Origin of the sequence: Flavobacterium sp. RHBU_3, assembly GCF_046613565.1 — a bacterium.
GTDB lineage: Bacteria > Bacteroidota > Bacteroidia > Flavobacteriales > Flavobacteriaceae > Flavobacterium.
In genome coordinates, this window is the sequence record NZ_JBKJHC010000009.1 from 14,638 (window position 1) to 36,964 (window position 22,327).

23 protein-coding genes are annotated in these 22,327 nt (G+C 43.7%); 11 read left to right on the forward strand and 12 right to left on the reverse strand.

From position 1 onward, the window contains the following. Positions 1 to 682 precede the first annotated feature (682 nt). The 3 genes from ACLI1A_RS13155 to ACLI1A_RS13165 all read right to left on the reverse strand — a co-directional run bounded on the left by ACLI1A_RS13155 (position 683) and on the right by ACLI1A_RS13165 (position 2,578). Positions 683 to 1,336, reverse strand: coding sequence for an HD domain-containing protein (locus ACLI1A_RS13155; protein ID WP_411409133.1), 654 nt, complete (start codon positions 1,334 to 1,336; stop codon positions 683 to 685). A 110-nt stretch (positions 1,337 to 1,446) separates the two neighbouring features. After that, positions 1,447 to 1,893: a hypothetical protein gene (locus tag ACLI1A_RS13160; RefSeq protein ID WP_411409134.1), complete on the reverse strand. Its 447-nt coding sequence runs from the start codon at positions 1,891 to 1,893 to the stop codon at positions 1,447 to 1,449. 49 nt (positions 1,894 to 1,942) lie between these two features. Next, complete coding sequence (locus ACLI1A_RS13165; RefSeq protein ID WP_411409135.1) at positions 1,943 to 2,578, reverse strand: hypothetical protein; 636 nt, start codon at positions 2,576 to 2,578, stop codon at positions 1,943 to 1,945. A gap of 561 nt (positions 2,579 to 3,139) precedes the next feature. Here ACLI1A_RS13165 and atpD point away from each other — a divergent pair. Further along, entirely contained in the window at positions 3,140 to 4,651 is a 1,512-nt protein-coding gene (atpD, locus tag ACLI1A_RS13170) for a F0F1 ATP synthase subunit beta (protein ID WP_411409136.1), read from the forward strand. An 89-nt stretch (positions 4,652 to 4,740) separates the two neighbouring features. Then, positions 4,741 to 5,025: a F0F1 ATP synthase subunit epsilon gene (locus ACLI1A_RS13175; protein ID WP_411409137.1), complete on the forward strand. Its 285-nt coding sequence runs from the start codon at positions 4,741 to 4,743 to the stop codon at positions 5,023 to 5,025. 55 nt (positions 5,026 to 5,080) lie between these two features. On the opposite strand, the gene ACLI1A_RS13180 is transcribed toward ACLI1A_RS13175, so the two are convergent. The 3 genes from ACLI1A_RS13180 to ACLI1A_RS13190 all read right to left on the reverse strand — a co-directional run bounded on the left by ACLI1A_RS13180 (position 5,081) and on the right by ACLI1A_RS13190 (position 7,006). Further along, positions 5,081 to 5,962: a DUF4062 domain-containing protein gene (locus ACLI1A_RS13180; protein WP_411409138.1), complete on the reverse strand. Its 882-nt coding sequence runs from the start codon at positions 5,960 to 5,962 to the stop codon at positions 5,081 to 5,083. 240 nt (positions 5,963 to 6,202) lie between these two features. Then, on the reverse strand, positions 6,203 to 6,415 hold the full coding sequence (locus ACLI1A_RS13185) for a hypothetical protein (RefSeq protein ID WP_411409139.1): 213 nt from the start codon (positions 6,413 to 6,415) through the stop codon (positions 6,203 to 6,205). A 258-nt stretch (positions 6,416 to 6,673) separates the two neighbouring features. Next, positions 6,674 to 7,006 (reverse strand): hypothetical protein, encoded by a 333-nt coding sequence (locus ACLI1A_RS13190; protein ID WP_411409140.1) that lies wholly within the window; start codon positions 7,004 to 7,006, stop codon positions 6,674 to 6,676. A 65-nt stretch (positions 7,007 to 7,071) separates the two neighbouring features. Between ACLI1A_RS13190 and ACLI1A_RS13195 the strand changes: the two genes are divergently transcribed. Further along, complete coding sequence (locus ACLI1A_RS13195; protein WP_411409141.1) at positions 7,072 to 7,584, forward strand: hypothetical protein; 513 nt, start codon at positions 7,072 to 7,074, stop codon at positions 7,582 to 7,584. A gap of 456 nt (positions 7,585 to 8,040) precedes the next feature. Here ACLI1A_RS13195 and ACLI1A_RS13200 read toward each other — a convergent pair whose 3' ends face one another. From ACLI1A_RS13200 to ACLI1A_RS13220, 5 genes are all read right to left on the reverse strand, one after another. Further along, on the reverse strand, positions 8,041 to 8,484 hold the full coding sequence (locus tag ACLI1A_RS13200; RefSeq protein ID WP_411409142.1) for a hypothetical protein: 444 nt from the start codon (positions 8,482 to 8,484) through the stop codon (positions 8,041 to 8,043). Positions 8,485 to 8,581: 97 nt separating this feature from the next. Then, a complete protein-coding gene (locus ACLI1A_RS13205; protein WP_411409143.1) occupies positions 8,582 to 9,334 on the reverse strand; it encodes a hypothetical protein in 753 nt (250 codons plus the stop codon). A 261-nt stretch (positions 9,335 to 9,595) separates the two neighbouring features. Further along, complete coding sequence (gene glmS, locus ACLI1A_RS13210) at positions 9,596 to 11,443, reverse strand: glutamine--fructose-6-phosphate transaminase (isomerizing) (protein ID WP_411409144.1); 1,848 nt, start codon at positions 11,441 to 11,443, stop codon at positions 9,596 to 9,598. A 2-nt stretch (positions 11,444 to 11,445) separates the two neighbouring features. Next, positions 11,446 to 13,098 carry a DUF4270 domain-containing protein gene (locus ACLI1A_RS13215; RefSeq protein WP_411409145.1) on the reverse strand — a complete coding sequence of 551 codons (1,653 nt, stop codon included), beginning with the start codon at positions 13,096 to 13,098 and terminating at the stop codon, positions 11,446 to 11,448. Positions 13,099 to 13,121: 23 nt separating this feature from the next. After that, complete coding sequence (locus tag ACLI1A_RS13220) at positions 13,122 to 13,928, reverse strand: glycogen/starch synthase (RefSeq protein ID WP_411409146.1); 807 nt, start codon at positions 13,926 to 13,928, stop codon at positions 13,122 to 13,124. A 105-nt stretch (positions 13,929 to 14,033) separates the two neighbouring features. Here ACLI1A_RS13220 and panC point away from each other — a divergent pair, with 105 nt between their 5' ends. The 8 genes from panC (at position 14,034) to ACLI1A_RS13260 (ending at position 21,516) form a co-directional block, all read left to right on the forward strand. Next, a complete protein-coding gene (panC, locus tag ACLI1A_RS13225) occupies positions 14,034 to 14,879 on the forward strand; it encodes a pantoate--beta-alanine ligase (protein WP_411409147.1) in 846 nt (281 codons plus the stop codon). Between the two features lie 13 nt (positions 14,880 to 14,892). Next, positions 14,893 to 15,243, forward strand: coding sequence for an aspartate 1-decarboxylase (gene panD, locus ACLI1A_RS13230; protein ID WP_411409148.1), 351 nt, complete (start codon positions 14,893 to 14,895; stop codon positions 15,241 to 15,243). 6 nt (positions 15,244 to 15,249) lie between these two features. Continuing rightward, entirely contained in the window at positions 15,250 to 16,209 is a 960-nt protein-coding gene (locus ACLI1A_RS13235; RefSeq protein ID WP_411409149.1) for a lysylphosphatidylglycerol synthase transmembrane domain-containing protein, read from the forward strand. Between the two features lie 45 nt (positions 16,210 to 16,254). Further along, on the forward strand, positions 16,255 to 17,388 hold the full coding sequence (locus ACLI1A_RS13240) for an alpha/beta hydrolase (protein ID WP_411409150.1): 1,134 nt from the start codon (positions 16,255 to 16,257) through the stop codon (positions 17,386 to 17,388). A gap of 52 nt (positions 17,389 to 17,440) precedes the next feature. After that, positions 17,441 to 18,076 (forward strand): hypothetical protein, encoded by a 636-nt coding sequence (locus ACLI1A_RS13245; RefSeq protein WP_411409151.1) that lies wholly within the window; start codon positions 17,441 to 17,443, stop codon positions 18,074 to 18,076. Positions 18,077 to 18,131: 55 nt separating this feature from the next. Further along, positions 18,132 to 18,881, forward strand: a complete 750-nt coding sequence (locus ACLI1A_RS13250) for a helix-turn-helix domain-containing protein (RefSeq protein WP_411409152.1) — start codon at positions 18,132 to 18,134, stop codon at positions 18,879 to 18,881. Positions 18,882 to 18,957: 76 nt separating this feature from the next. Then, a complete protein-coding gene (locus ACLI1A_RS13255; protein WP_411409153.1) occupies positions 18,958 to 20,127 on the forward strand; it encodes an FAD-dependent oxidoreductase in 1,170 nt (389 codons plus the stop codon). Positions 20,128 to 20,355: 228 nt separating this feature from the next. Continuing rightward, the gene (locus ACLI1A_RS13260) at positions 20,356 to 21,516 is read left to right on the forward strand and encodes an MFS transporter (RefSeq protein WP_411409154.1); all 1,161 of its coding nucleotides are present in this window, start codon (positions 20,356 to 20,358) and stop codon (positions 21,514 to 21,516) included. Between the two features lie 8 nt (positions 21,517 to 21,524). On the opposite strand, the gene ACLI1A_RS13265 is transcribed toward ACLI1A_RS13260, so the two are convergent. Continuing rightward, positions 21,525 to 22,163 (reverse strand): hypothetical protein, encoded by a 639-nt coding sequence (locus tag ACLI1A_RS13265; RefSeq protein WP_411409155.1) that lies wholly within the window; start codon positions 22,161 to 22,163, stop codon positions 21,525 to 21,527. Positions 22,164 to 22,327: the final 164 nt, after the last annotated feature.

Below are 22,327 nucleotides of genomic sequence, written 5' to 3' on the forward strand. Positions count from 1 at the left end.
GTTATTGGTTGTTAGAAACTTCATTCTCCCGGAGACAACACAGAGGAGCTATTACCCAAAGTATCTCAAAGGAAGCCTGAAGTTTCGCAAAGTTCTTTTGTGGTTGTGTGAAGCGCACAGAGCATTCCTGCGGAATGTAAGAAGTGCACGGAGTTTTCAGTCGCAGTCACAGTTCTCAGCTTTGCGCCTTGGCGTCTTCGCGAGAAATTTGTAACACAGAGTTTCTCAGAGCAGGCGCAGAGATACACAGAGAAGGCTATTGCCCAAAGTCTCTCGAAGGAATCCCAAAGTTTACCGAGGTTTCTAAAATTCGAGTGAAGCTGTTCCCCTCTTGAGAGGGGTTAGGGGTGTGTTATCTTTTTTGTGAATTTGTAACACAGAGTTTCACGGAGCAGGCGCAGAGATACACGGAGACTTTTTTAAGGGTGAAGCTCTCAGAGCATTCCTGAGGAATGTGAGAAGTGCACGGAGTTTTCAGTCGCAGTCACAGTTCTCAGCTTTGCGCCTTCGCGGCTTTGCGAGAAATTATAACACAGAGTTTCACGGAGCGGGCGCAGAGATATACAGAGTTTTTATTAATGCTTAAAGCACACAGAGCATTTCTGCGGAATGTGGAGAGATAGCAGAGTACTATGTATGAGTGAGCAACTGAAAACTGAGACTGAGACTGAAAGCTGAAAAACTACAACTCCCCTTCCCACTCGGCATAAAACTGCGACAGGAAGTTTTCCATAAAACGGTGACGGCCTTCGGCTATGGTGCGACCGGTTTCGGTATTCATGCGGTTTTTCAGCAGCAGCAGTTTTTCATAAAAGTGGTTTATGGTAGGTGCCGTACTGGCTTTATATTCTTCTTTGGTCATGCCTGTTGCCGGAGCTATGGCAGGGTCGTACATGGGGCGGTTTTTGTATCCGCCGTAGTTAAATGTGCGGGCAATGCCTATAGCGCCTATGGCATCGAGCCTGTCGGCGTCCTGTACTATATCCAACTCTATACTACTGAATTTCTTTTCGAAATTACCACCTTTAAACGAAATGTTTTCTATAATGGCTACCACGTGCAGTATGGTTTCTTCACCTACACCCTGGCTTTCCAGGAACTCACGTGCCACACGCGGCCCCACGGTTTCGTCGCCGTTATAAAACTTACTATCGGCCACATCGTGCAGCAGCGCACCCAGCTGTACCACCACAAGATTACATTCTTCGCCTTCGGCTATGTGCAGCGCATTGTTGTACACACGCTGTATATGAAACCAGTCGTGCCCCCCTTCGGCGCCTTCCAGTTGTTGTTTTACAAAGTTTATAGTGTGGTGAATCAGTGCTGCGTTGCTCATGGGTCAGTAATTTTTCAGGCAGCAAAAATACGCAAAACTTACGCAGCCTTTGCCAAAGAATAAAAGTTAAAACGCGTAACCTGTCCAAAATAAAACCAACCCCAGTCCTCTTAATTGATAATAAGCACATCGCCACGGGGCGGGCTACAAAACAAGGTTGTTTCGGCTATTTTTTCCCGTCTTAAAAGCAACGTATCTTTTATTAACGACTGCTGTATGTATACTTTCTTACCGTTTAAAAAAGCCAGCCCTTTAAACACCACACAACCCAGGGCTACACTATCGCGTTTATAGCGCTCTTTCAGTTCAGCAATGCTTATTAGTGTATTGTGGGTGGTTATATAAACGGTTTTGCGGCTTTTGTCTATGCGCACGTTGCGGTATTCGTCTTTGTCTAAAAAAAGCGTGTCTGAGGCAAGGGTATCGTTATTCACTACCGTTGTGTAGCCTTTGCCCATAGCCTTATGCAGCCGCCGGGGCGTGGCCGTTACATACTGCCCCGACGAGCACGCGGCAAGCATCATAAAAAGCAGTAAACATACAACCGGGATTTTCATACGGGTAAGTTAGTGTTTTTATTGTGAAACACGTAAGTAAGCCAAAAATCTACCCTCCGTTTGGGGCAAACTCAGGACAATCTATAGTTCCGTCAAACTCATTAGAGTAATAATCCTCAATATTAATCCGGTACTTTACCTTATAGGCTCCCTTAGGAACATCCACTACAAATACCGCAGCCTTTTTAGAGGGGATACTGTACTGATATCCGAATCCATTACCACAAAAAGCAAATGTATTTATTTGTTTCCAGGTGCCATCCGGAAGTTTCGCCTCTATTGCGCTCAATGCGGAATAGTAAAGCGTAAGAAATTCCATCTTTTTACCACTGTTATTTATCAAATACCCTAATTGCTTCCCCTGATTTTCTGCATGTACTGTATCTGCGTAGTGCTTTAAGTCCTCTCTGACTGCCTTTTTCTGGTCTTTTCTTTCAAATACTTCCACGCGCGAGATAAAATTGGTGCTCCTCTGGCTGGTATCTATCCATATAAACACCCCTTTTGGAAATTTCTTTATCCGCGATGCCTTTACCAGCTTATCCCCTAATTCAACCGGTCCGCCAAAAAAGATACATTTGTCTTTATAAAAATTCAGATTGAATTCTTTTACCGGAGTTGCAATACCGGTTTTGGTAGCACAAGCCGCCAAAAGCACACTAAACAATAATACGATTCTCTTCATAAACAGTTGGGTTAGGTTTATACAAGAACGCAAAAATATCTTGCGAAAGTATAAACCCCTGAACATAAACCCACCCCGCCCGCCGAGTGAGGGGAATGCTTTATGCGCATTAAGAAGCGTTAATAAAATCTCTGTGTATCTCTGCGCCTGCTCCGTGAAACTCTGTGTTACAAATTCGCAACAAAGTTAACACACCCCTAACCCCTCTCAAGAGGGGAACAGCTTCACTCGAACTTTAGAAACCTTCGGGAAACTTCAGGCTTTCTTTGAGGTGCTTTGGATAATAACTTCTCTGTGTTACAATTTCTCGAAAAGCCGCTGTAAACTGTAAACTGCAAACTGTAAACTATTACTAAAACCTCAGTCAATAATTCTCCACATCTGCTAACAATAACCCAATAACCGCATTACCAAATAAACAAATTACCCCAAAACGTTTACTTTATTGAAAAATAAGCAAAATACATATTGCATATTTCAGTAATAAAAAACTATCTTTGCACTCGGAAAAAAAGGGTTTTTCCTTATTCTATAAATAGCTGTTTAATAAATACATAAGCAATGTCTAAAGTAACAGGAAAAGTTGCACAGATTATCGGCCCGGTAGTAGACGTGGTGTTTAACTCACAAGCTGCGGCCCTGCCAAAGATCTACGATTCATTAGAAATCATTAAAAACGATGGTACAAAGCTGGTACTTGAAGTACAGTCTCACGTAGGACAAGACACAGTACGTACTATATCTATGGACTCTACAGACGGTCTTAGCCGTGGTCAGGAAGTAGTGGCAACCGGTGCACCTATACAGGTGCCTGTGGGCAGCGATATCTACGGACGTTTGTTTAATGTGGTAGGTGATGCCATAGACGGTCTGGGTAACCTTCCTAAAGAAGGTGCAAACGGTCTTCCTATTCACCGTGCTGCTCCTCGTTTCGACGAACTTTCTACATCTTCTGAAGTACTTTTTACAGGTATCAAAGTAATCGACCTTATTGAGCCTTATGCAAAAGGTGGTAAAATTGGTCTTTTTGGTGGTGCCGGTGTAGGTAAAACTGTACTTATCCAGGAGCTTATTAATAATATTGCAAAAGGCCACGGTGGTCTTTCGGTTTTTGCCGGTGTGGGCGAACGTACCCGCGAAGGTAACGACCTTATGCGTGAGATGCTTGAATCAGGCATTATAAAATACGGTGAAGACTTTATGCACTCTATGGAAAACGGCGGATGGGACCTTTCTAAGGTAGACAAAGCCGGTATGAGGGAAAGTAAAGCTACATTTGTATTCGGACAGATGAACGAGCCACCAGGAGCACGTGCACGTGTAGCCCTTTCGGGTCTTACTATTGCAGAGTACTTCCGTGACGGTGCCGGAGAAGGACAAGGTAAAGACGTACTTTTCTTCGTAGACAACATCTTCCGTTTTACACAAGCAGGTTCAGAGGTATCGGCACTACTTGGCCGTATGCCATCGGCGGTAGGTTACCAGCCTACACTTGCTACAGAGATGGGTGCTATGCAAGAGCGTATTACTTCTACTAAAAACGGATCTATTACTTCGGTTCAGGCGGTATACGTACCTGCGGATGACTTAACTGACCCGGCTCCTGCTACAACATTTGCCCACCTTGACGCTACTACGGTACTTAGCCGTAAAATTGCCGAGCTTGGTATCTACCCTGCGGTAGACCCACTAGACTCTACATCGCGTATCCTTACCCCGCAAATCCTTGGTGATGATCATTACAACACCGCACAAAGGGTAAAAGAGATACTACAAAAATACAAGCAGCTACAAGACATCATTGCCATCCTTGGTATGGAAGAACTTAGCGAGGAAGATAAACTTGTTGTAAGCCGTGCACGCCGCGTACAGCGTTTCCTTTCTCAGCCGTTCCACGTAGCTGAGCAGTTTACAGGTATACCTGGTGTACTTGTAGATATTAAAGATACCATCAAAGGCTTTAACATGATTATTGATGGCGAACTTGACCACCTTCCTGAAGCAGCCTTTAACCTTAAAGGTGGCATAGAAGACGTGCTTGAGGCAGGCCAGAAAATGTTAGCTGAAGCATAAACCAGTTTACGGTTTACAGTTCACGGTTCACAGTTGCCACGCTGCTGTAAACTGTAAACTGTAAACTGTTAGCTTATAACTAAAAAAATATGTTATCATTAGAAATAGTATCACCGGAAGGGCATTTATTTAAAGGTAACGTTACAGCTGTAACCGTACCGGGAGTAAATGGCGAATTCCAGATGCTTAATAACCACGCCAATATAGTTTCTATACTGGCTAAGGGAAGCATCAAGATAGCGGTGCCTGACTATAAAACGTCCGACTATGGTACCCGTTTTATTAAGGACGACAAAGACCAGAAGCTGCTACTACCTGTAGAAAGCGGCACACTGGAGCTTAAAGACAACAGGATCATCATATTGGTTGATTAAATTCATCTTATACAGCTAAAAACCCCTTTTCTCACGAAAAGGGGTTTTTATTTTGCTATTTGTTTTCTTGAATGGTGGTTCGAAGGTAAAAACTACGTCCAACTTCAGTAAAACAAAGATATCCTGTATTCATTCTTACAATTAGTCCAAGTTTTAACAATTCCCGGATAGCTTCAGGGTTATTACTCGTTGTGTAAAGCATAAAATGACTACCAAATTCAACTATGTAAGTAAAAAAAGTTATTGTGTTCCCATCATAAATGAACTTCTTTTTTGATAAAATACTCTTTAGTTCTTCATATGTCAATCCACTATACAATGCCTCAGAAGCACCTCTGCTTTTTGATAATTCTATTCTTAAATCAGAATTTTCTTTAGTCAACCTCGCTATTTCTTCAGCAAGCAAACCTGTGTTTACAGCATTATCTCCGCGTACCCAACCTGTTAGTTCTTTTCTATAATTAAATTCTGAAAGCGTTTCATGAACTGCCAACTTAATATCTTTTTTATCATCAAAGAACTTAACAAGATTACTTAAAACCTGGCTTTTAAATTCTTTTAGTAGATGTGGCGAATCCTGTTCTATTACAGTCATTCCGTTAGCTTTTACCTTTTGATCTAAGGCAGGCTGATTTATCACAACCGCAAACAAAGGTTTGCCTTGCTCTATGGCATATTCATATTCCAAATGGGTATAACTCTTACCTGATGTAGGTTCAACGCTTCCATAACGACCACCAAGAATAAGAAGGTAAACATCCGATTCGTCTATCCAGCGTTTTATAACGGTCATCTGAGATTCATCTCCAGCCGAAAAAAGCTCCATACCTGCCGGTATATGTCCGGCGGATAGAATTGCCTCTACAGCTGCCTGGCGTTCTTCTTTTAAGTCGATATACGTTGATGATACAAATACTTGTAGCTTCTTGTCTTTCATGAATTTTGAACTGTTTGGTTGATTATACTAATGTACAAATAAGATATTGATTACTATTAATATTTCATTAATCGAACAGTTTAAGAATTTGTGTCAATTCGTGAAATTCGTGGCTTAAGCCCCTAAAACAAAAACAGCCGTATGATTCTGCTGTTAATCATACGGCTGCTAAGAGAAAATATTTAAATAGTAAGATGTCTTTTAAATACAATGGTGGTTAAAACAATAGCGCAAGGCGTGTTACTTGCTCAGCGCTTTTTTAATGCCTGCAACGGCTACAATACCAAACGCCACCATATTAACAAGCCCAAGGGCTTTTATAACAAGGGCATTGGCCATGTGCGGCTGTTCTGCAATGTGAAAGGCAATGTAGTAGCCCAATACTGCCATTACCACTGCCGGTAACGTGTAGTTAGGGCGCACAATCCTGGTTTCATTTTCAAGTGGATTCATGGCAATTGTGGTTTTTGATTAATACTTAAAATTTTTGAGCGAAAACTATGCCATAAAAACGCCATAACAGCCCCTTACGATGTGAAAACCGTGTTAAAAATTTGCTAAAGTTTTTCTGATTAAAATAAACCGCTCCTTGCCAGCAGTATTTAAAAGAATTGCGCAGCCGGTAAATTAATTGGTAACAACCTTGCGTGTACCCACAGTGCCGCAATACCCCGGCTTGTTAGTGTGCAGTAGCAACAAAACCTCGTTACCTTAAGCATCTTGCCCCAAGCGTAATTCATAAGTGAAGTTTCCTGTAAAAACCGTTTGAAGGTTAACAACCCCCGATGTTTTTACCGGAATGGTATGCAACGATGTATCAAAGGCGGTGGCGGTGGCTTCCAGGCACGGCGAATTATCTAACAGCTGTACCGAAGGCAGGCTCAGGGTAACATGTTGCCCCGGGCGTATAAGCGCGGTGGTTATAGTGCCTACTGTTACGTTTTGTAGCGGGTAAGGTGTTTTGTTTGTTACGGTAAGCTGTACCTGCGCAACCGAGGTTACAACGCCAAGCATAACAAACACCAGAGCAGCAAGATATTTCATGGTTGATGGGATTTACGGTAAAGATAATTGTTTTTTTGATACAGGACTATGTGTATATTTACCTTATGAAAACCACCCTGACCGAATATAAACCCCATGGAATATGGCTTGCCATAGGGCTAATTGCGCTTTCATTCCTCGTATTGCATTTGTTTATATTGTGCAACTTTTTTTTGTTTGACAAGTGGAGTGAATTTTGGTTTTTCAACCCTGCCTTGGCTATATTCGGATCGGTTTTTGAATTAATAATAGTGTTTTACCTCTTCATTACTGTGCAGGTTGTGGTAAAACCCCGCTTGGTGTACAAATGCTGGGTAGTTTGCGGAGTTGAATTTCCGGGCGAGGAAATAGCTATATGGGAGCCTGAGTCTATATCTCTTACAAAGCACCGATTTAGTAGGCGTAGGTATAGCGATTATGCTCCGAATAGTTCTTCTGTTTATACAGAATACCATATAAACGCCAAATACGAAACAAAGACCAAAAACATCTTTATATACAAGTCTGACACTGATGCCCGTCACATAGCAGAAGGTATAGCCAACGCTCTGGGTATACCGCTTAACGACTATACTTAAAAAGCCTGAGTTTTTTCAGTCGCAGTCACAGTTCTCAGCTTAGCGCCTTGGCGGCTTTGCGAGAAATTTATAACACAGAGTTTCACGGAGCGGGCGCAGAGCTACACAGAGAAGTTATTACCCAAAGTATCTCAAAGGAAGCCCGAAGTTTCGCAAAGATTTACTTATAGTTTTGAAGAACACAAAGCATTCCTGCGGAATGTGAGGAGATAGCAGAGTTTTTAGCCGCAGCTTAGCGCCTTGGCGGCTTTGCGAGAAATTTATAACACAGAGATTTCACGGAGCTGCACAGAGCATCTATTACCCAAAGTATCTCAAAGGAAGCCCAAAGTTTCGCAAATTTCTTTTGTTGTTGTGTGAAGTGCACAGAGCATTCCTGCGGAATGGGAGAAGTGCACAGAATGGTAAGCAGGAGTGAGCATTCCTCTCCTCCGCAGGGCGGGGTGGGATATAGCTTTATATCAAATCGCCATAATTAAAACTATCTATGTCAATTAATGATCCCCATTCTCCGACAATTTTAATAGAAAATTGCTCAACCAACTTAAAAGGAGGTAGGGGTACATTTAGTAGGTTCAGGATACGTAGTGTGTTATCCAAATATTCCATTGTTATTTCGGACTTAAAACCTCCATACAAATTTGATATTCCTAAATTACAAAGCGTTTGAATAGCTTCAATAACATATTCCGGTTGACGGGCATAGTAATTTTTAATTTCAATTATTTCAGATGTGGAAAAAAACTCTGTATGCACTGTTCTTTCAATTAAGCGTGGAACCACTTCGTCTATCATACCTTGCCATACATCTAACTCGGATGAGTTAGAAAATGTTTTTAAGATCTCTTCAAGGCTTTTGGGTAAGGGCTCCAGTTGTTTATTTTTTATTATAGATTTCAAACACAAAAAGCAGTATATGTATCTCCCGTTAATAGAAATATGATGAAAATTGGTCATGCTTTTTTGTAAAGAAGTTATGGATTAAAAATTAGTGCCGTTAGGGGGTATCTTCTATAACTAAATACTCTGCAAAGTCTTTGCCATTTTCATTGACAGAACATACCTTGGTAATGTCGTTGTCTCTCCTAAAATAAATTCGGTGCAGCCCTTTGCAGTAATGCACTTCGGAAAACTGGTGCCCGTTTGAAGCTAAAATAGTCTGTTCTTTTTTATTGATTAAATCAATTTTAACCAATCGGTAATACGAAGAGCACACAATGCTTTTTTCATTCAAAAGCACAGGATCGGTGTACGATGTTGAGTTGTTTAGTGTATCATTTACTGCGGTAATTTGCTCGAGTTCTTTTAATTTTTTGTTGTAAAAGAAAATCCCTGAAGTATGGTTTTTAATGCTAAATAGCAATCGCTCTTTATCAGCATCGGTAATAGTATACAGGCTGTAAGCTTCTAATTCGGTTATCTTGGTAACCTCATTGGTTTCTAAGGACAATTGATAAATGTCAAAATTATGAGCTGCCTTAGGTGCCAAAGGTGAATACGCCTTATAATCTAAAGCCTTTGTAAAATATATACTTCTATTGTCTAACGAGGATACAGCCTCAGCAATAATACCTTCAACTTCATAAAGCTTATGTTTTGATTTGCCATTGTCATTTGTAACCCATATTGAACTTTCAGAGGTTTTATTATTTCGTCCAATAAACGTAATTTTTTCACCATTTGATGAAAACCTGGGATTATAAAAGGTATACCCTTTTTCATGAATCAACCGCTTGTTTTCGTGTTTCAAATCGCTTAAAAACAATTTTATAACGGTATCGTTTTTATATGTATACACTATTTGATTACCCAATGGGTGAACGTCAAAACTTAGCAATCCTGAATGTTCTTCCTTGTTACAGGACGAGAATAATAGGGCACACAAAATAATACCTGTAAACCGGAATATTTTTTTCACGTAAAAAGTCTGATTGGTTTACGCTAAAATAACAAAAAAAGCCACCGGTTTCCCGATGGCTTGTATATAAAATAATCAATATCAAATAGAAAGTTACTCTACCGTTACCGATTTTGCAAGGTTACGCGGCTGGTCTACGTTACAGCCACGCATTACCGCAATGTGGTAGCTAAGCAGCTGTAGCGGAATGGTAGCCACAAGCGGACTCAGTGCATCGCTGGTTTCAGGGATTTCTATAACGTGGTCGGCAAGGCTTTTTACCTGGGTATCACCTTTAGTAACCACGGCTATAATTTTACCGCTACGGGCTTTAATCTCCTGTATGTTGCTCACAATTTTATCGTAGTGCTCCTGTTTAGGGGCAATGATAACCACCGGCATTTTATCGTCTATAAGGGCTATAGGGCCGTGCTTCATTTCGGCAGCAGGGTAACCCTCTGCGTGTATGTAGCTAATCTCTTTTAGCTTAAGTGCACCTTCCAGCGCTACGGGGAAGTTGTAACCACGACCCAGGTACAGGCAGTTTGGCGCATCTTTGTATATAGACGAAATGGTTTGTATCTCAAGGTTGGTCTGCAGGGTTTGCTCTACCAGTTCCGGTATGCGCTCCAGTTCCTGCAGGTAACGGAAATAATCCGCGCGTGCCATAGTACCTTTTGCACGTGCTATGCGCAGTGCCATAAGGGTAAGCACGGTAATTTGTGTGGTAAATGCTTTTGTAGAAGCCACACCAATTTCGGGACCCGCGTGCGTGTAAGCACCACTGTGTGTTTCGCGCGATATAGACGAACCCACCACGTTACATACACCAAATACAAATGCGCCATGCTCTTTGGCAAGCTTAATAGCTGCAAGCGTATCAGCAGTTTCACCTGACTGCGAAATGGCGATAACCACATCGTCCGGGCGGATAACCGGGTTACGGTAACGGAATTCGCTGGCGTATTCTACCTCTACCGGTATACGGGCAAATTCTTCAAAAATATATTCGGCTACAAGGCCGGCGTGCCATGAGGTACCACAGGCTATGATAAGAATACGGTTAGCGTTTATAAACTTGTGCAGGTTATCTTCTACACCGCTTATTTTTACAATACCTTCATCTACCCTTATCCTGCCACGAAACGTATCTTTAATGGCGTTTGGCTGTTCGTAGATTTCCTTAAGCATAAAGTGGTCAAAACCGCCTTTTTCTATCTGCTCAAGGCTCATTTGTAGTTCCTGTATGTATGGTTTTACAAGCGAGTCGTCTTTTATTTTGCGTACCTTAAGGTCTTTATGCAGGCTAATGATGGCCAGCTCACCGTCTTCCAGGTACACCGCGTTTGGTGTATATTCTATAAACGGAGAAGCGTCTGATGCTATAAAAAGTTCGCCCTCGCCTACACCAATGGCCAGCGGGCTACCCAGGCGGGCAGCAATAAGCTCATCGGGGTTGTTTTTGTCAAATACGGCAATGGCATACGCACCCACTACCTGGTTAAGGGCTATTTGTACTGCCTTACCCAGTTTAATACCTTCCTGTTTTTGCACCTCTTCTATAAGGTTTACAAGCACTTCGGTATCGGTATCGCTATGAAAAACATAGCCACGCTTTATAAGTTCTTTTTTTATAGGCTCATAGTTTTCTATGATACCATTGTGCACTATAACCAGGTTACCCGAGTTGCTAAGGTGCGGGTGGCTGTTAACATCATTTGGTACACCGTGGGTAGCCCAGCGGGTGTGGCCTATACCTATGTTAGCCGTTTTATTCAGTTCCTTGTCGGCCTTAGCCTCAAGATCGCTTACTTTACCTTTGGTTTTGCACAGGCGTAGTTCGTTATTGTTGTACAATACTACACCGGCGCTGTCGTACCCGCGGTATTCCAGTCTTTTAAGTCCTTTTATAATTACAGGGTAGGCCTCTCTGTGGCCTATGTATCCTACAATTCCACACATAATTAGTCTTTTTTAGTGTAAAAAATCTCCAGGCGCAGGCGCTTGTCGTAATCCGGGTCGCCTGCCGGAATGTTGCTACCATACAGCACTACACCCTGTGGGCTGTTTATATTGGCCATAGGTGTTGTTTTTACCGTAACTTCCGGAAGCGGAGGCGTAACTCCTAATATGGCCGGAAGTGTAAACGGTGTACGTATCATGGCGTTTGAAGACACCGTAATATCATTTGTTACCACAAGGCCCAACCTGATGTTTGTAGAGTCCCTGCGGATAAGATTATTAATATGATGCGTAAGGCTAATACGGTAAAATGGCCCCGAAGAATCTCTTAGTATACCGCCATATACATATTTGCTTGCCTTTGTATTTACTGAAGTTGTCTGGTCCAGGTAGTAGTCGTATACCGGCCTTTTATTGTCTATATCGTACAGGTACACACGTGCCGGTAAATCCGACAGCGCTAAATTGCCCTGGTCTACATAAAACTTAAGGCTTGCCTGGTTTACCATGGCGGTATCTCCCAGTGCCTCTATTTCGGCCTGGTTTAATTTTACTACTGCCATACTGCCCACGCCGCCCCTTAGGTACAGTCTGTCGTCGCCGTTAACATCGTCCGAATTGTTTACCTTTTGCAGGAAACCGTCCATGTTTTCGTTTTGCAGTATGTTTACGTGCGTACCTGTAAGGTTTATGGTAAGGGTAAGGTGTTCCTTTTTAATAATAGTGTGGGCATCATCTTCATACTGTATGTTACCATCACTATCCAGGTCGTTTTGGTTATAGGTTACTTTTATATAACCGCTGGTAAAATTAGGCGCTATAATACGGCTGTTGCTGCCCACCTGCTGCGCCAGGAATGACACACCACGAAAATAGTCCTTAAATACGTTGTTGTTTACTAATGAGCCGTTTTCTTTACCGGTATTTAAAAGCGTCTGGAAGAAAGTAGTATCCAGGTACTGGAAAATACCCGGTGCCAGGGTTTCTACCACTTTGTTGTGTTGTACCACATCGTCGTCATTGGTAAAGTTGGCACGACGCTGAATAGGTATAGAAGTAATTACAGCATCTACCGGTGCACCACCGGCTATAATACTTGGCCCCTGGTTGCTTAGCAGGGCAGTATCATCGTCTGAATAGTAGTATTGTGTATCACTACCACCTGTAGAGGCATCGTTGCTGCGCAGGTAGTAGTTGTTTCGGCGTATATCCAGCTTATAGGTAAGCGTAGAGTCGGTACTGCCGTATACATCGCTAAGTGTATAAGTATTCCTTAGGGTATCGTTATATGTTTCCGTTCCGGTTAGTGTACTGGTATAAGGCACATATACCCATGCCGAGTCTACCTCTATACTGCTGGTAAAGGCAGGGTTTACACTGGCCAGTTGTGCCTGTGTTATGTAGCTTGCTGTGGTTTTACCAAAAATATCATTATCCAGCACGCCCAGGTAGTTAACACTAAGCCCGCTTACCTGTACTGCTCCAAGAGGGCGGTCGTAAGCCACTACCTGTGCATACGTTCGGTTTAGGGTATTATGTATATCGCCGTTTACCATATCGCTGCCCAGCTCGCTGTACTCGTCATCACACGCTACAACTGCCGCTACGGCTGCAAAAGCAAAAAGCAGATTTTTCAGGAACGAAAATTTTTTCATTTACAATTTTTTATACGGTTTTGCTATAAAACCTCATTTTTATAGAAATTAGTATACGCAGCCGCAAAATTATCTTTACCTACATACGGAAGGAAAGGTTTACCGTTAGCTTCGGTGTAGGCTATAAGGCTCTCCGGCACGTTTGGCGAAGCTATAATTGTAGCATCGCTGTGGCTTATGGCAGCCTTCATTATGGCTTCGTAATTTGGAGTAGCCAGCATGCTTACAGATTCCTCCGGAACCTGGTCAAACAGTACTTTGCCCAGCATGTTTTCATCCAGCGTACCTTCAAAGCCCGGCCCGTATATTGATGTAACTATTTTAGTGTCGGCAAAAAGCGCCTCGTTTTTGTAGTAGTGCTTCATGTACACCGGCAGCAGGCTTGCCAGCCAGCCGTGCACGTGAATAATATCCGGCACCCAGTTTAGTTTCTTTACGGTTTCTACCACGCCTTTTGCAAAGAAAATGGCACGTTCGTCGTTATCAGGGTACAAGGTACCATCTTCGTCGGTAAAAGTAGCCTTACGCTTAAAATATTCGTCGTTATCTATAAAGTACACCTGTATACGCTCTTTTGGTATACTGGCTACTTTAATAATAAGCGGCATATCCATATCGTTTACCACAAGGTTCATACCGCTAAGGCGAATTACCTCATGCAACTGGTGCCTGCGTTCGTTAATATTGCCATAGCGTGGCATAAATATACGTATCTGCCCTCCTTGGTCGTTTATCATTTTCGGCACGTCAAAAGACATTAACGAAACCTCATTTTCAGCCAGGTAAGGCACCACCTCAGACGATACATATAATATCCTCTTATCCTCCATCGTAGTTTTTTGAATTAGTTCAGGTAAAAAAACCATGCAAAATTAAACATTTTTGCGCAGTTTATAACTATATATTAATTTTGCAGGGTTTTAAATAGCGTATCAATGCTCATTTTCAGTAAAAAAGACCAGCTACAGGCACATTTAGCGCCTTACTGGCACTCTGCAAAAACCGTTGGTTTTGTACCTACCATGGGTGCCCTGCACAGCGGACACCTTAGCCTTATGCAGCAATCGCTTGCTGCAAACAGTATTACTGTGGTTAGTATTTTTGTAAATCCTACCCAGTTTAACAACCCCGAGGACCTGGAAAAATACCCGCGTACCCTGGAGGCCGATGCCGCCAAAATAGAGGCGCTTAATCCCGGTATTATCATTTTTGCGCCTACCGTAGAAGAAATGTACCACGGCAATACCGTAAGCAGCCATTATAACTTTGACGGACTGGAAAACCAAATGGAAGGCGCACACCGCCCCGGCCATTTTGACGGTGTGGGAACCATAGTAAAAAAACTATTTGAAATGGTGCAGCCCACTAATGCTTATTTTGGCGAAAAAGATTTCCAGCAGCTGCAAATTGTAAAAAAACTGGTAGAAAAAGAACACATGGGCATAAACATTGTGGGATGTCCTATAAGCCGTGAAGACAGCGGACTGGCCATGAGCTCTCGTAACGAGCGCCTTAGCACAGACGAACGCAGCGGAGCCGCACTGATTTATGAGATACTGCAGGAAGCACGCCAGCGTTTTCAGCACGAAACCATAGACGGGGTAAAAAGCTACGTGCAGCACGCCTTTGAGAGCCACCCGGAGTTTAAACCGGAGTATTTTGAAATAGCCGACGAAGACACGCTGCTGCCTGCCACGTTAAAAGAAAACAGGAAATACAGGGCTTTCATTGCAGTTTTTTTAGGCAACGTTAGGTTAATAGACAATATTTCATTAAATTGATTACCTTTGCGCCATGCAAATTCAAGTTGTAAAATCCAAGATTCACCGTGTTTCGGTGACTGGGGCCGATCTTAATTATATTGGCAGTATTACCATAGACGAAGCACTTATGGAAGCTGCTAACATTATAGAAGGTGAAAAAGTTTCGATAGTAAACATCAATAACGGTGAGCGCCTTGAAACTTACGCTATAAAAGGAAACCGCAACAGCGGAGACATTACCCTTAATGGCCCGGCAGCACGAAAAGTGCAGCGCGGAGACATTATTATAATCATCTCTTACGGCATACTCGATTTTGAGGAAGCCAAGAACTTTAAGCCAAGCATAGTATTCCCTAACGAAAAAGACAACTCACTCACCTAAAGGGAAATGAGGCAAAAGATAACAAAAATATTAAGTATAATACTCCCGCTGGCTGTGGGAGTTTTTTTAATTATATACACCTGTAACAAGCTTACCCCTGCGCAACTTACAAGGGTGGGGCACGATTTCCGTACGGCAAACTACGGGTATGTGGCACTGGCTCTTTTTGCAGGTATTACGGGTTTCTGGGCACGCGCCTACCGCTGGAAATACACGCTGCAACACATGGGCTACACGGCTCCTTTTTACATACGCTTTACTGCCGTGTGCATTACTTATGTAATGAACATGCTTATACCCCGCAGCGGCGAGGTAGCCCGAGCCGGAATAATAAGCCGGTACAGCGATGTGCCCTTTGATAAATCACTGGGTACTATAATAAGCGAGCGCGTGGTAGACCTTATACTGCTTATAGTATGCACCGGCCTTACCATAGCCCTTAAATTTGGCGAGCTGAAAGACTACCTGGTAACCGTGCCGTATGAAAAGCTGCTGCTGTATGGCAGCATAGCTATGGTTGTAGGCATAGCCGGATTGTTATATTTTATATATGGAAAAGCCACATGGCTGCAAAAAATAAAGGGCAAAATAAGCGGTATTACAGAGGGCGCACTAAGCGTTTTTAAAATGCCGAACAAATGGCCGTTCCTTATTCTTTCGGTATACATATGGTGCACCTACGTACTTATGTTTTACATTTCCATTTTTGCCATTCCGCAAACTGCCGGTTTAAGCTTTGGTACTGTGCTTGTGGCATTTGTGGTGGGCAGCCTTGCCATTACCTTTACAAACGGCGGTGTAGGATCATTCCCTTTAGCGGTAGCTAATGTGCTGACAGCCTACAACATACCTTTTGAATCAGGCACCGCTTTTGGGTGGATTGTATGGGGTTCACAGACTTTACTTACAATTATTTTAGGAACTTTCTCATTTTTAGGGCTTTCGCTATTCTATCGTAAAAAATAAATCGTATCTTGGTCTGCATTTTTATCCCCTTAAAACTGTAGAAACATGAAATACGTGTCACTACTATTACTGTTTTTAGCGTCGGTTCCCCTATCTGCGCAGGTAAAAACAGAAGAGTTGGCCAGTAAAGCCCTGGGCACCTCACGAACGATACGAGTGGTAACACCACCGTATTACGAGACAGACAAAAATAAAAAATACCCGCTGCTGCTATTGCTGGACGGCGAGTACATGCTTGAGCCTTTTTCGGGCAATCTTTCCTACGCCTATTACTGGGACGAACTACCCGAAACCATTATTGTTGCGGTAGACAATATAGACCCAAAACAGCGCGCAGCCGATACCGAAGTAGACGAAACTACCGGCCTGCCCACAGGTACCGGAGATAAGTTTTTTCAGTTTATAGCCGATGAGCTGCTGCCTTATCTTAGCAAAACCTATCGCGTTTCACCGTTTCGTATTATAGCCGGGCACGATGTTACTGCCCGTACGGCCAACTTTTTCCTGTATAAACAGCCCACGCCTTTTAGGGGATACATAAACTTTAGCCCCGAAATGGCTCCGGAAATGGAAAACCGGCTGGCAGAAACGCTAAAGAATACCAAGGAGAATATTTTTTATTATGTGTGCAGCGCCGATGGCGACATACCGCGCCTGAAACGAAAAATAAAAGAACTGGACGAAAACCTGAAAACCATAAACAGCCCTAACGTAAAGTACGTATACGAGGAGTATACCCACGGCAGCCACTACTCGCTTATCCCTTTTGGCATACCCGGTGCACTATACGGCATATTTGCGTCATACAGGCCCATATCGCCTATAGAATACCAGGAAAAAATAGTTACCCTGCCATCGGGCTACGTAAAATACCTTACTGATAAGTACGATATTATAAAGCAGGACCTGGGTACCGATATGCCCGTGCGCCTTACCGATTTTAAAGCCATAGAGGCCGCCATACTAAAAAACAACGCCTACGAAGAGCTGAAAGAACTGGCCAAAATAGCCCGTAAAAGTTACCCTAAAACCACCATAGGCGAATACTACGAGGCGCTTTACTATGAAATGACCGGAGACTACGCCAAGGCAAAGAAGGTATACCTTAACTCATACTCACTAAATCCTGTAGGAGAATACACTAAGGATTTTATGATACAACGCGCCGAAAAACTGTAACCCTCATTTACAGCTTACAGGCTGCACCCCAACCCACAACCACCACCGGAAAATGAAAAATCTTGTACTAACCCTTATTATATCGGTGCTTGCCATAGCCTGCCAAAAGAAAAAAGAGCATCATTACACCGCTGTAAACACCAAATGCGGATTGTATAAAGACGGCATTAAAAGTGGCAAATACCCGAACAAGACCACTACTGTACAGGTAAACGACACCGTGTATAAAATGGATTTTGTACGAGACCACAACGATAAATGGCCTGCTTGTTCCACACTGGAAGCTTCTGTTGATGTTTTTGCAGCATTCCTTAAACATGCGGGGCTTAACAAACAATACCCTGAAGCTGCTAACGTGCGCTTGGTAACGTTGTATGCAGGGATTAATGATATAGAAAAAGCGGAAATGCTGCAATGGAGCAATATAGCCGCATATTCTGTAACCTACCGTGGCAAGGATAATTTTGGCTATACCGCGTTTACCGACCTGAAAAACAACAAAACCGAAATCTATAAGATAAGCAATGCTTACGCTTCTGTAAAAAAATACTTTTTACAAAAACGTACCGATGTTACCCAAAATCCGTCGATAGTAGAATTTACAAATACCGGATTTAACGGTAACGGCGCAAAGCTTGTAGACATTAATGACGATACCCTGTATGCCACAGCCGAGGAAGAAGAGTAGCAGTGTTAACCTGTTTATTCGTTACTTTGTACTACCGTAACACCGCATAACCACCATGAAACTCCTCTGGGAAATGAAAGCCCCGCCCGCAGCACTGTCTGATTTTGTATCGGGGTACTGGAAGTTTCATAATGTTTCCGAATCTGATTACAATACAATAGTGGTGCCCGACGGCAGGGTAGACGTGATTTGTTTCCGTACCGAAAATGGTGTGCAGTGCGTACTGCGCGGCCTGGATACCGAACCGGGGCAGGGTACCATACCGGCGCAGGCCGAATACTTTGCCGTAAACTTTAAGCTCCCCGCCTCAGAATATTTGTTTGGGAAAAGCATGGCGCCCCTGGCAAACAGCGGTGAAATGCTACCCCACGGCTGGTGGGGCATTATCGAAGATGACCTTGCTGATTTGGAACACTTTTGCCAAAAAATATCATCGGTACTACTAACACTGGTAAAACCATTAGACCCGCGAAAAAGGCTGCTTTTTGAAAACATTTACGCCTCAAACGGCACCATGACCGTACAGGAACTATCCGATAAATCAGGGTGGAGCAGCAGGCAGATTAACCGTTATTTTCACGACTGGTTTGGGCTGTCGTTAAAGGCGTACTGCAACATAGTACGCATGAGTGCTTCGTTTCAGCATATAAGTGAAGGTAGGCTGTTTCCGGAGCTGGACTACACCGACCAGAACCATTTTATAAAAGAGATTAAAAAATACACCGGCGTAACCCCCAAAGAACTCAGCAAAAACACGGGCAACCGTTTTGCCATAATCACCGCGCTGAAAAACCTGGATTCCTGAAAAACGACCGTTTTTTACTATTTTATCCTCCCCCTGTATCGGAATTTTGCCCTGTAATATTTAAACATAGCGCAAAATGAACATACTTAAAGATAAAAAGGTAGCCATAGTAGGCGGTGGCCCCGGCGGACTTACCCTGGCACGTTTACTACAGCAAAAAGGCGTAACCGTAACCGTATACGAACGCGACGCAAACAAGCACATACGCCAGCAGGGCGCAACGCTCGATTTGCACCATGATTCAGGCCTGGCAGCGCTGGTGGCAGCAAACCTGCAGGAGGAATTTACGCAGAGCTTTCGCCCCGGAGCCGACCGTATTCGTATTGTAAACGGGCAGGGTGAGGTGTTTTACAGCGAGCACGAACATACCAACAAACCCATACTCGACTTTAACAGTCCGTATTCGCGCCCCGAAATAGACCGTGGCCCCCTGCGCGATATGCTCATCGATTCGCTTACCGAAGGCACGGTGATATGGGATTGTAAGTTCACCGAAATGAAACCCTGCGAAGACGGTTGGGAACTGTTCTTTGAAAACGGTAACTCGGCGTATGCTGATTTGGTTGTGGCGGCAGACGGCGGTAACTCTAAAGTGCGCAAATACGTAACCAGTATACAACCCGTTTATTCAGGCTGCACGATAGTGGAGGGTAATGTGTACAATGCCGCACAAAATGCACCCAAACTGTGGAAACTGACCCAGGGCGGAAAGGTGTTTGTGCTGGGCAATGGCAAAACACTTTGGCTGAGCGCCAAAGGCGATGGCACGCTAAATGCCTACACTACCACTCCTGAAGCTGAGGACTGGGTAACCACAGCGGGTATTGATTTTAATGATATAGACCAGGTGAAAGCGTGGTTCGTGTCCCGCTATGAAGGCTGGGGCGACCAATGGCTGGAAATCTTTGAGCACGACGATACCTGTTTTATACCGCGTCCGCAGTACCATTTCCCGGAAGACCAGAGTTGGGAAACCCAAAGCAACGTAACCCTGCTGGGCGATGCTGCGCATCGTACGCCACCGTCGGGCGAGGGGGTTAACCAGGCCATGCTCGATGCCCTTGTGCTTACCGATGCTTTGACAAACGGACAGTTTGCCACCCTGCACGATGCCCTTATCCATTATGAAAAAGACGTACTGGTACGCGGCAAGGCTACTACCATTGAGGCACTGGAGTTTTCGGCCATGATACAACAAGAGGATGCCTTAGACAGGATGCTGGCGTTTTTTGCTGATCCTTTGTAGGGAGGGGTTTTAAGAATATAAGGGTAGTTCCAAAAGTTCCATTTCGACGATAGGAGAAATCTCAGAACATTAACTAAAAGAGATTTCTCCTATCGTCGAAATGGAATACTCACTGAAATTAATGCTTTATAAGACCGCCTTCTTTTTATTTTAATAAGTACCCTTTTTATACAACCTTCTGTTTGATTTTTACAATTTTTGGCACGCGTTTTTCCCGAAATTTGCACCATGCAACACACCATCACAAAAACGCAGATTGGCGTTATGAGCGTAGCCGCAGGCGTATGCGTAGCCAATATCTATTATAACCAACCCATACTGAAAGACATAGCCCACAATTTTGACATACCCGAGAGCAAGGCCGGCATTATATCGGTATTGGCGCAGGCAGGGTACGGACTGGGCTTGTTTTTCCTTACCCCACTGGGCGATAAAATAGACCGCAAAAAACTCATCCTGTCGCTTATGGGTATACTGGTACTGGTGCTTGCCGGAACCACTTTTATAAACAACTTTACCATGCTGTGCGTGTTTAGCCTGCTTACCGGGCTTATGAGCGTGGCAGCGCAGGTAATACTGCCCATGGCTGCCAGTATGGACACTATAAACCGCGGGCGTACCGTGGGCATTATTTTTACCGGAATACTGGTAGGCATCCTCTCGGCACGGGTGTTTAGCGGACTCATAGCCGGGTGGCTGGGCTGGCGCTACGTATACGGTATTTCGGCAGTTATGGTTATAGCGTGTATGGCCATGGTACAGTTTACCCTACCCAATGTTTCCGCCGGATTCAGTGGTAGTTACGGCAAGCTGTTGGGCTCGTCTGTAGAGCAGCTAAAGCGTTTCCCGCTGCTAAGGCGTACGGCACTGCTGGGCGCGCTTATGTTTGGGTTGTTCTGCTCGTTTTGGACTACGCTTACCTTTCACCTTAGCGGTGCACCGTTTAATTACGGCCCCGAAGTTATAGGGCTGTTTGGGTTCCTGGCCATAGCCGGAGCCCTGCTTGCCCCGGTATTTGGTAAACTTGCCGATAAGGGCAACCCTGCCAAGAGCCAACTCATTTCGGGTATTACGGTACTGGTGAGCCTGGTGCTTATAGCGGTGTTTCCGCACTCAGTACCGGCGTTTGTGGTAGCGGTACTGCTACTCGATGTAGGCGTACAGGCCACCCAGGTTACTAACGTGGCTACCATATACACGCTCGATGCTACGGCACACAGCCGTATAAACACCGCCTACATGACCAGCTATTTTATAGGTGGCGCACTGGGCAGTTTTACGGGTTTGCAGTGTTGGGACCTTGGTGGCTGGAGCCTTGTTACCTGGCAGTTGATACTATGGTGCGTACTGGCGCTGGTGGTTGTAGGTAGTGGGTTTAGGAGGAAGTAGTTTTCAGGCTATTTCCAATAGTCCTGCAAAAAGCGGTCAATATCTTTTTTATCAGACAGGTCGTAAAGCTCAAGGCTGTTCCAGTCGGCCAATACTAAATCTGTAGATGTGCCTAAATCATACAATGCATTTGTAATGGCCTCCCTTTGCCATACGTGCATAATAAGGCCGTATACACACAGCCATATTACTTTTACAAGTTCTTCATCGTCGCAAGTATCTACAAAAATGGTGAAATTAGGAAACCCAAATGGCAGTGAACTTGTTACCGGATGTATGCTGCCCTGATAATTTATCTTTACAGCTCTTTTAAAACCATGCCGTTCCAGCACAGCAGTTACATAATCGGTACGCAGTTCCAGTGATTTGGTTTCCACGTGTATATTTTCCCGCACATGAATATCGGTATACCCTACACCGTCAAAATGATTCTGGCTAAACGTTTTTATTTCATCCATTTGGTTTTTGATGAAGTCTGTATTTTGCTTCGGCACTAATTCTATCTGAAGGTAATCATCTTCTATATAAAACGGGATATACTCACCGGATTCTGTGCTGTTATTGGCAAATTTCACCTGTTTCTTTTCGGGTGGCGAAATCACAAAACGCACTAATATTAATATAAGGAGGATGCAAATTACAATCATGATTTATTTGGCTAATGGCTTACCGTAAAGATAAATAAAGTTATGCAACAACATATACCCATACACCGTCACATTCCGCAGGAATGCTCTGTGTGCTTAACCCTTGAAAAAATTTCTGTGTATCTCTGCGCCTGCTCCCTGGACTCTGTGTTACAAATTCCTCG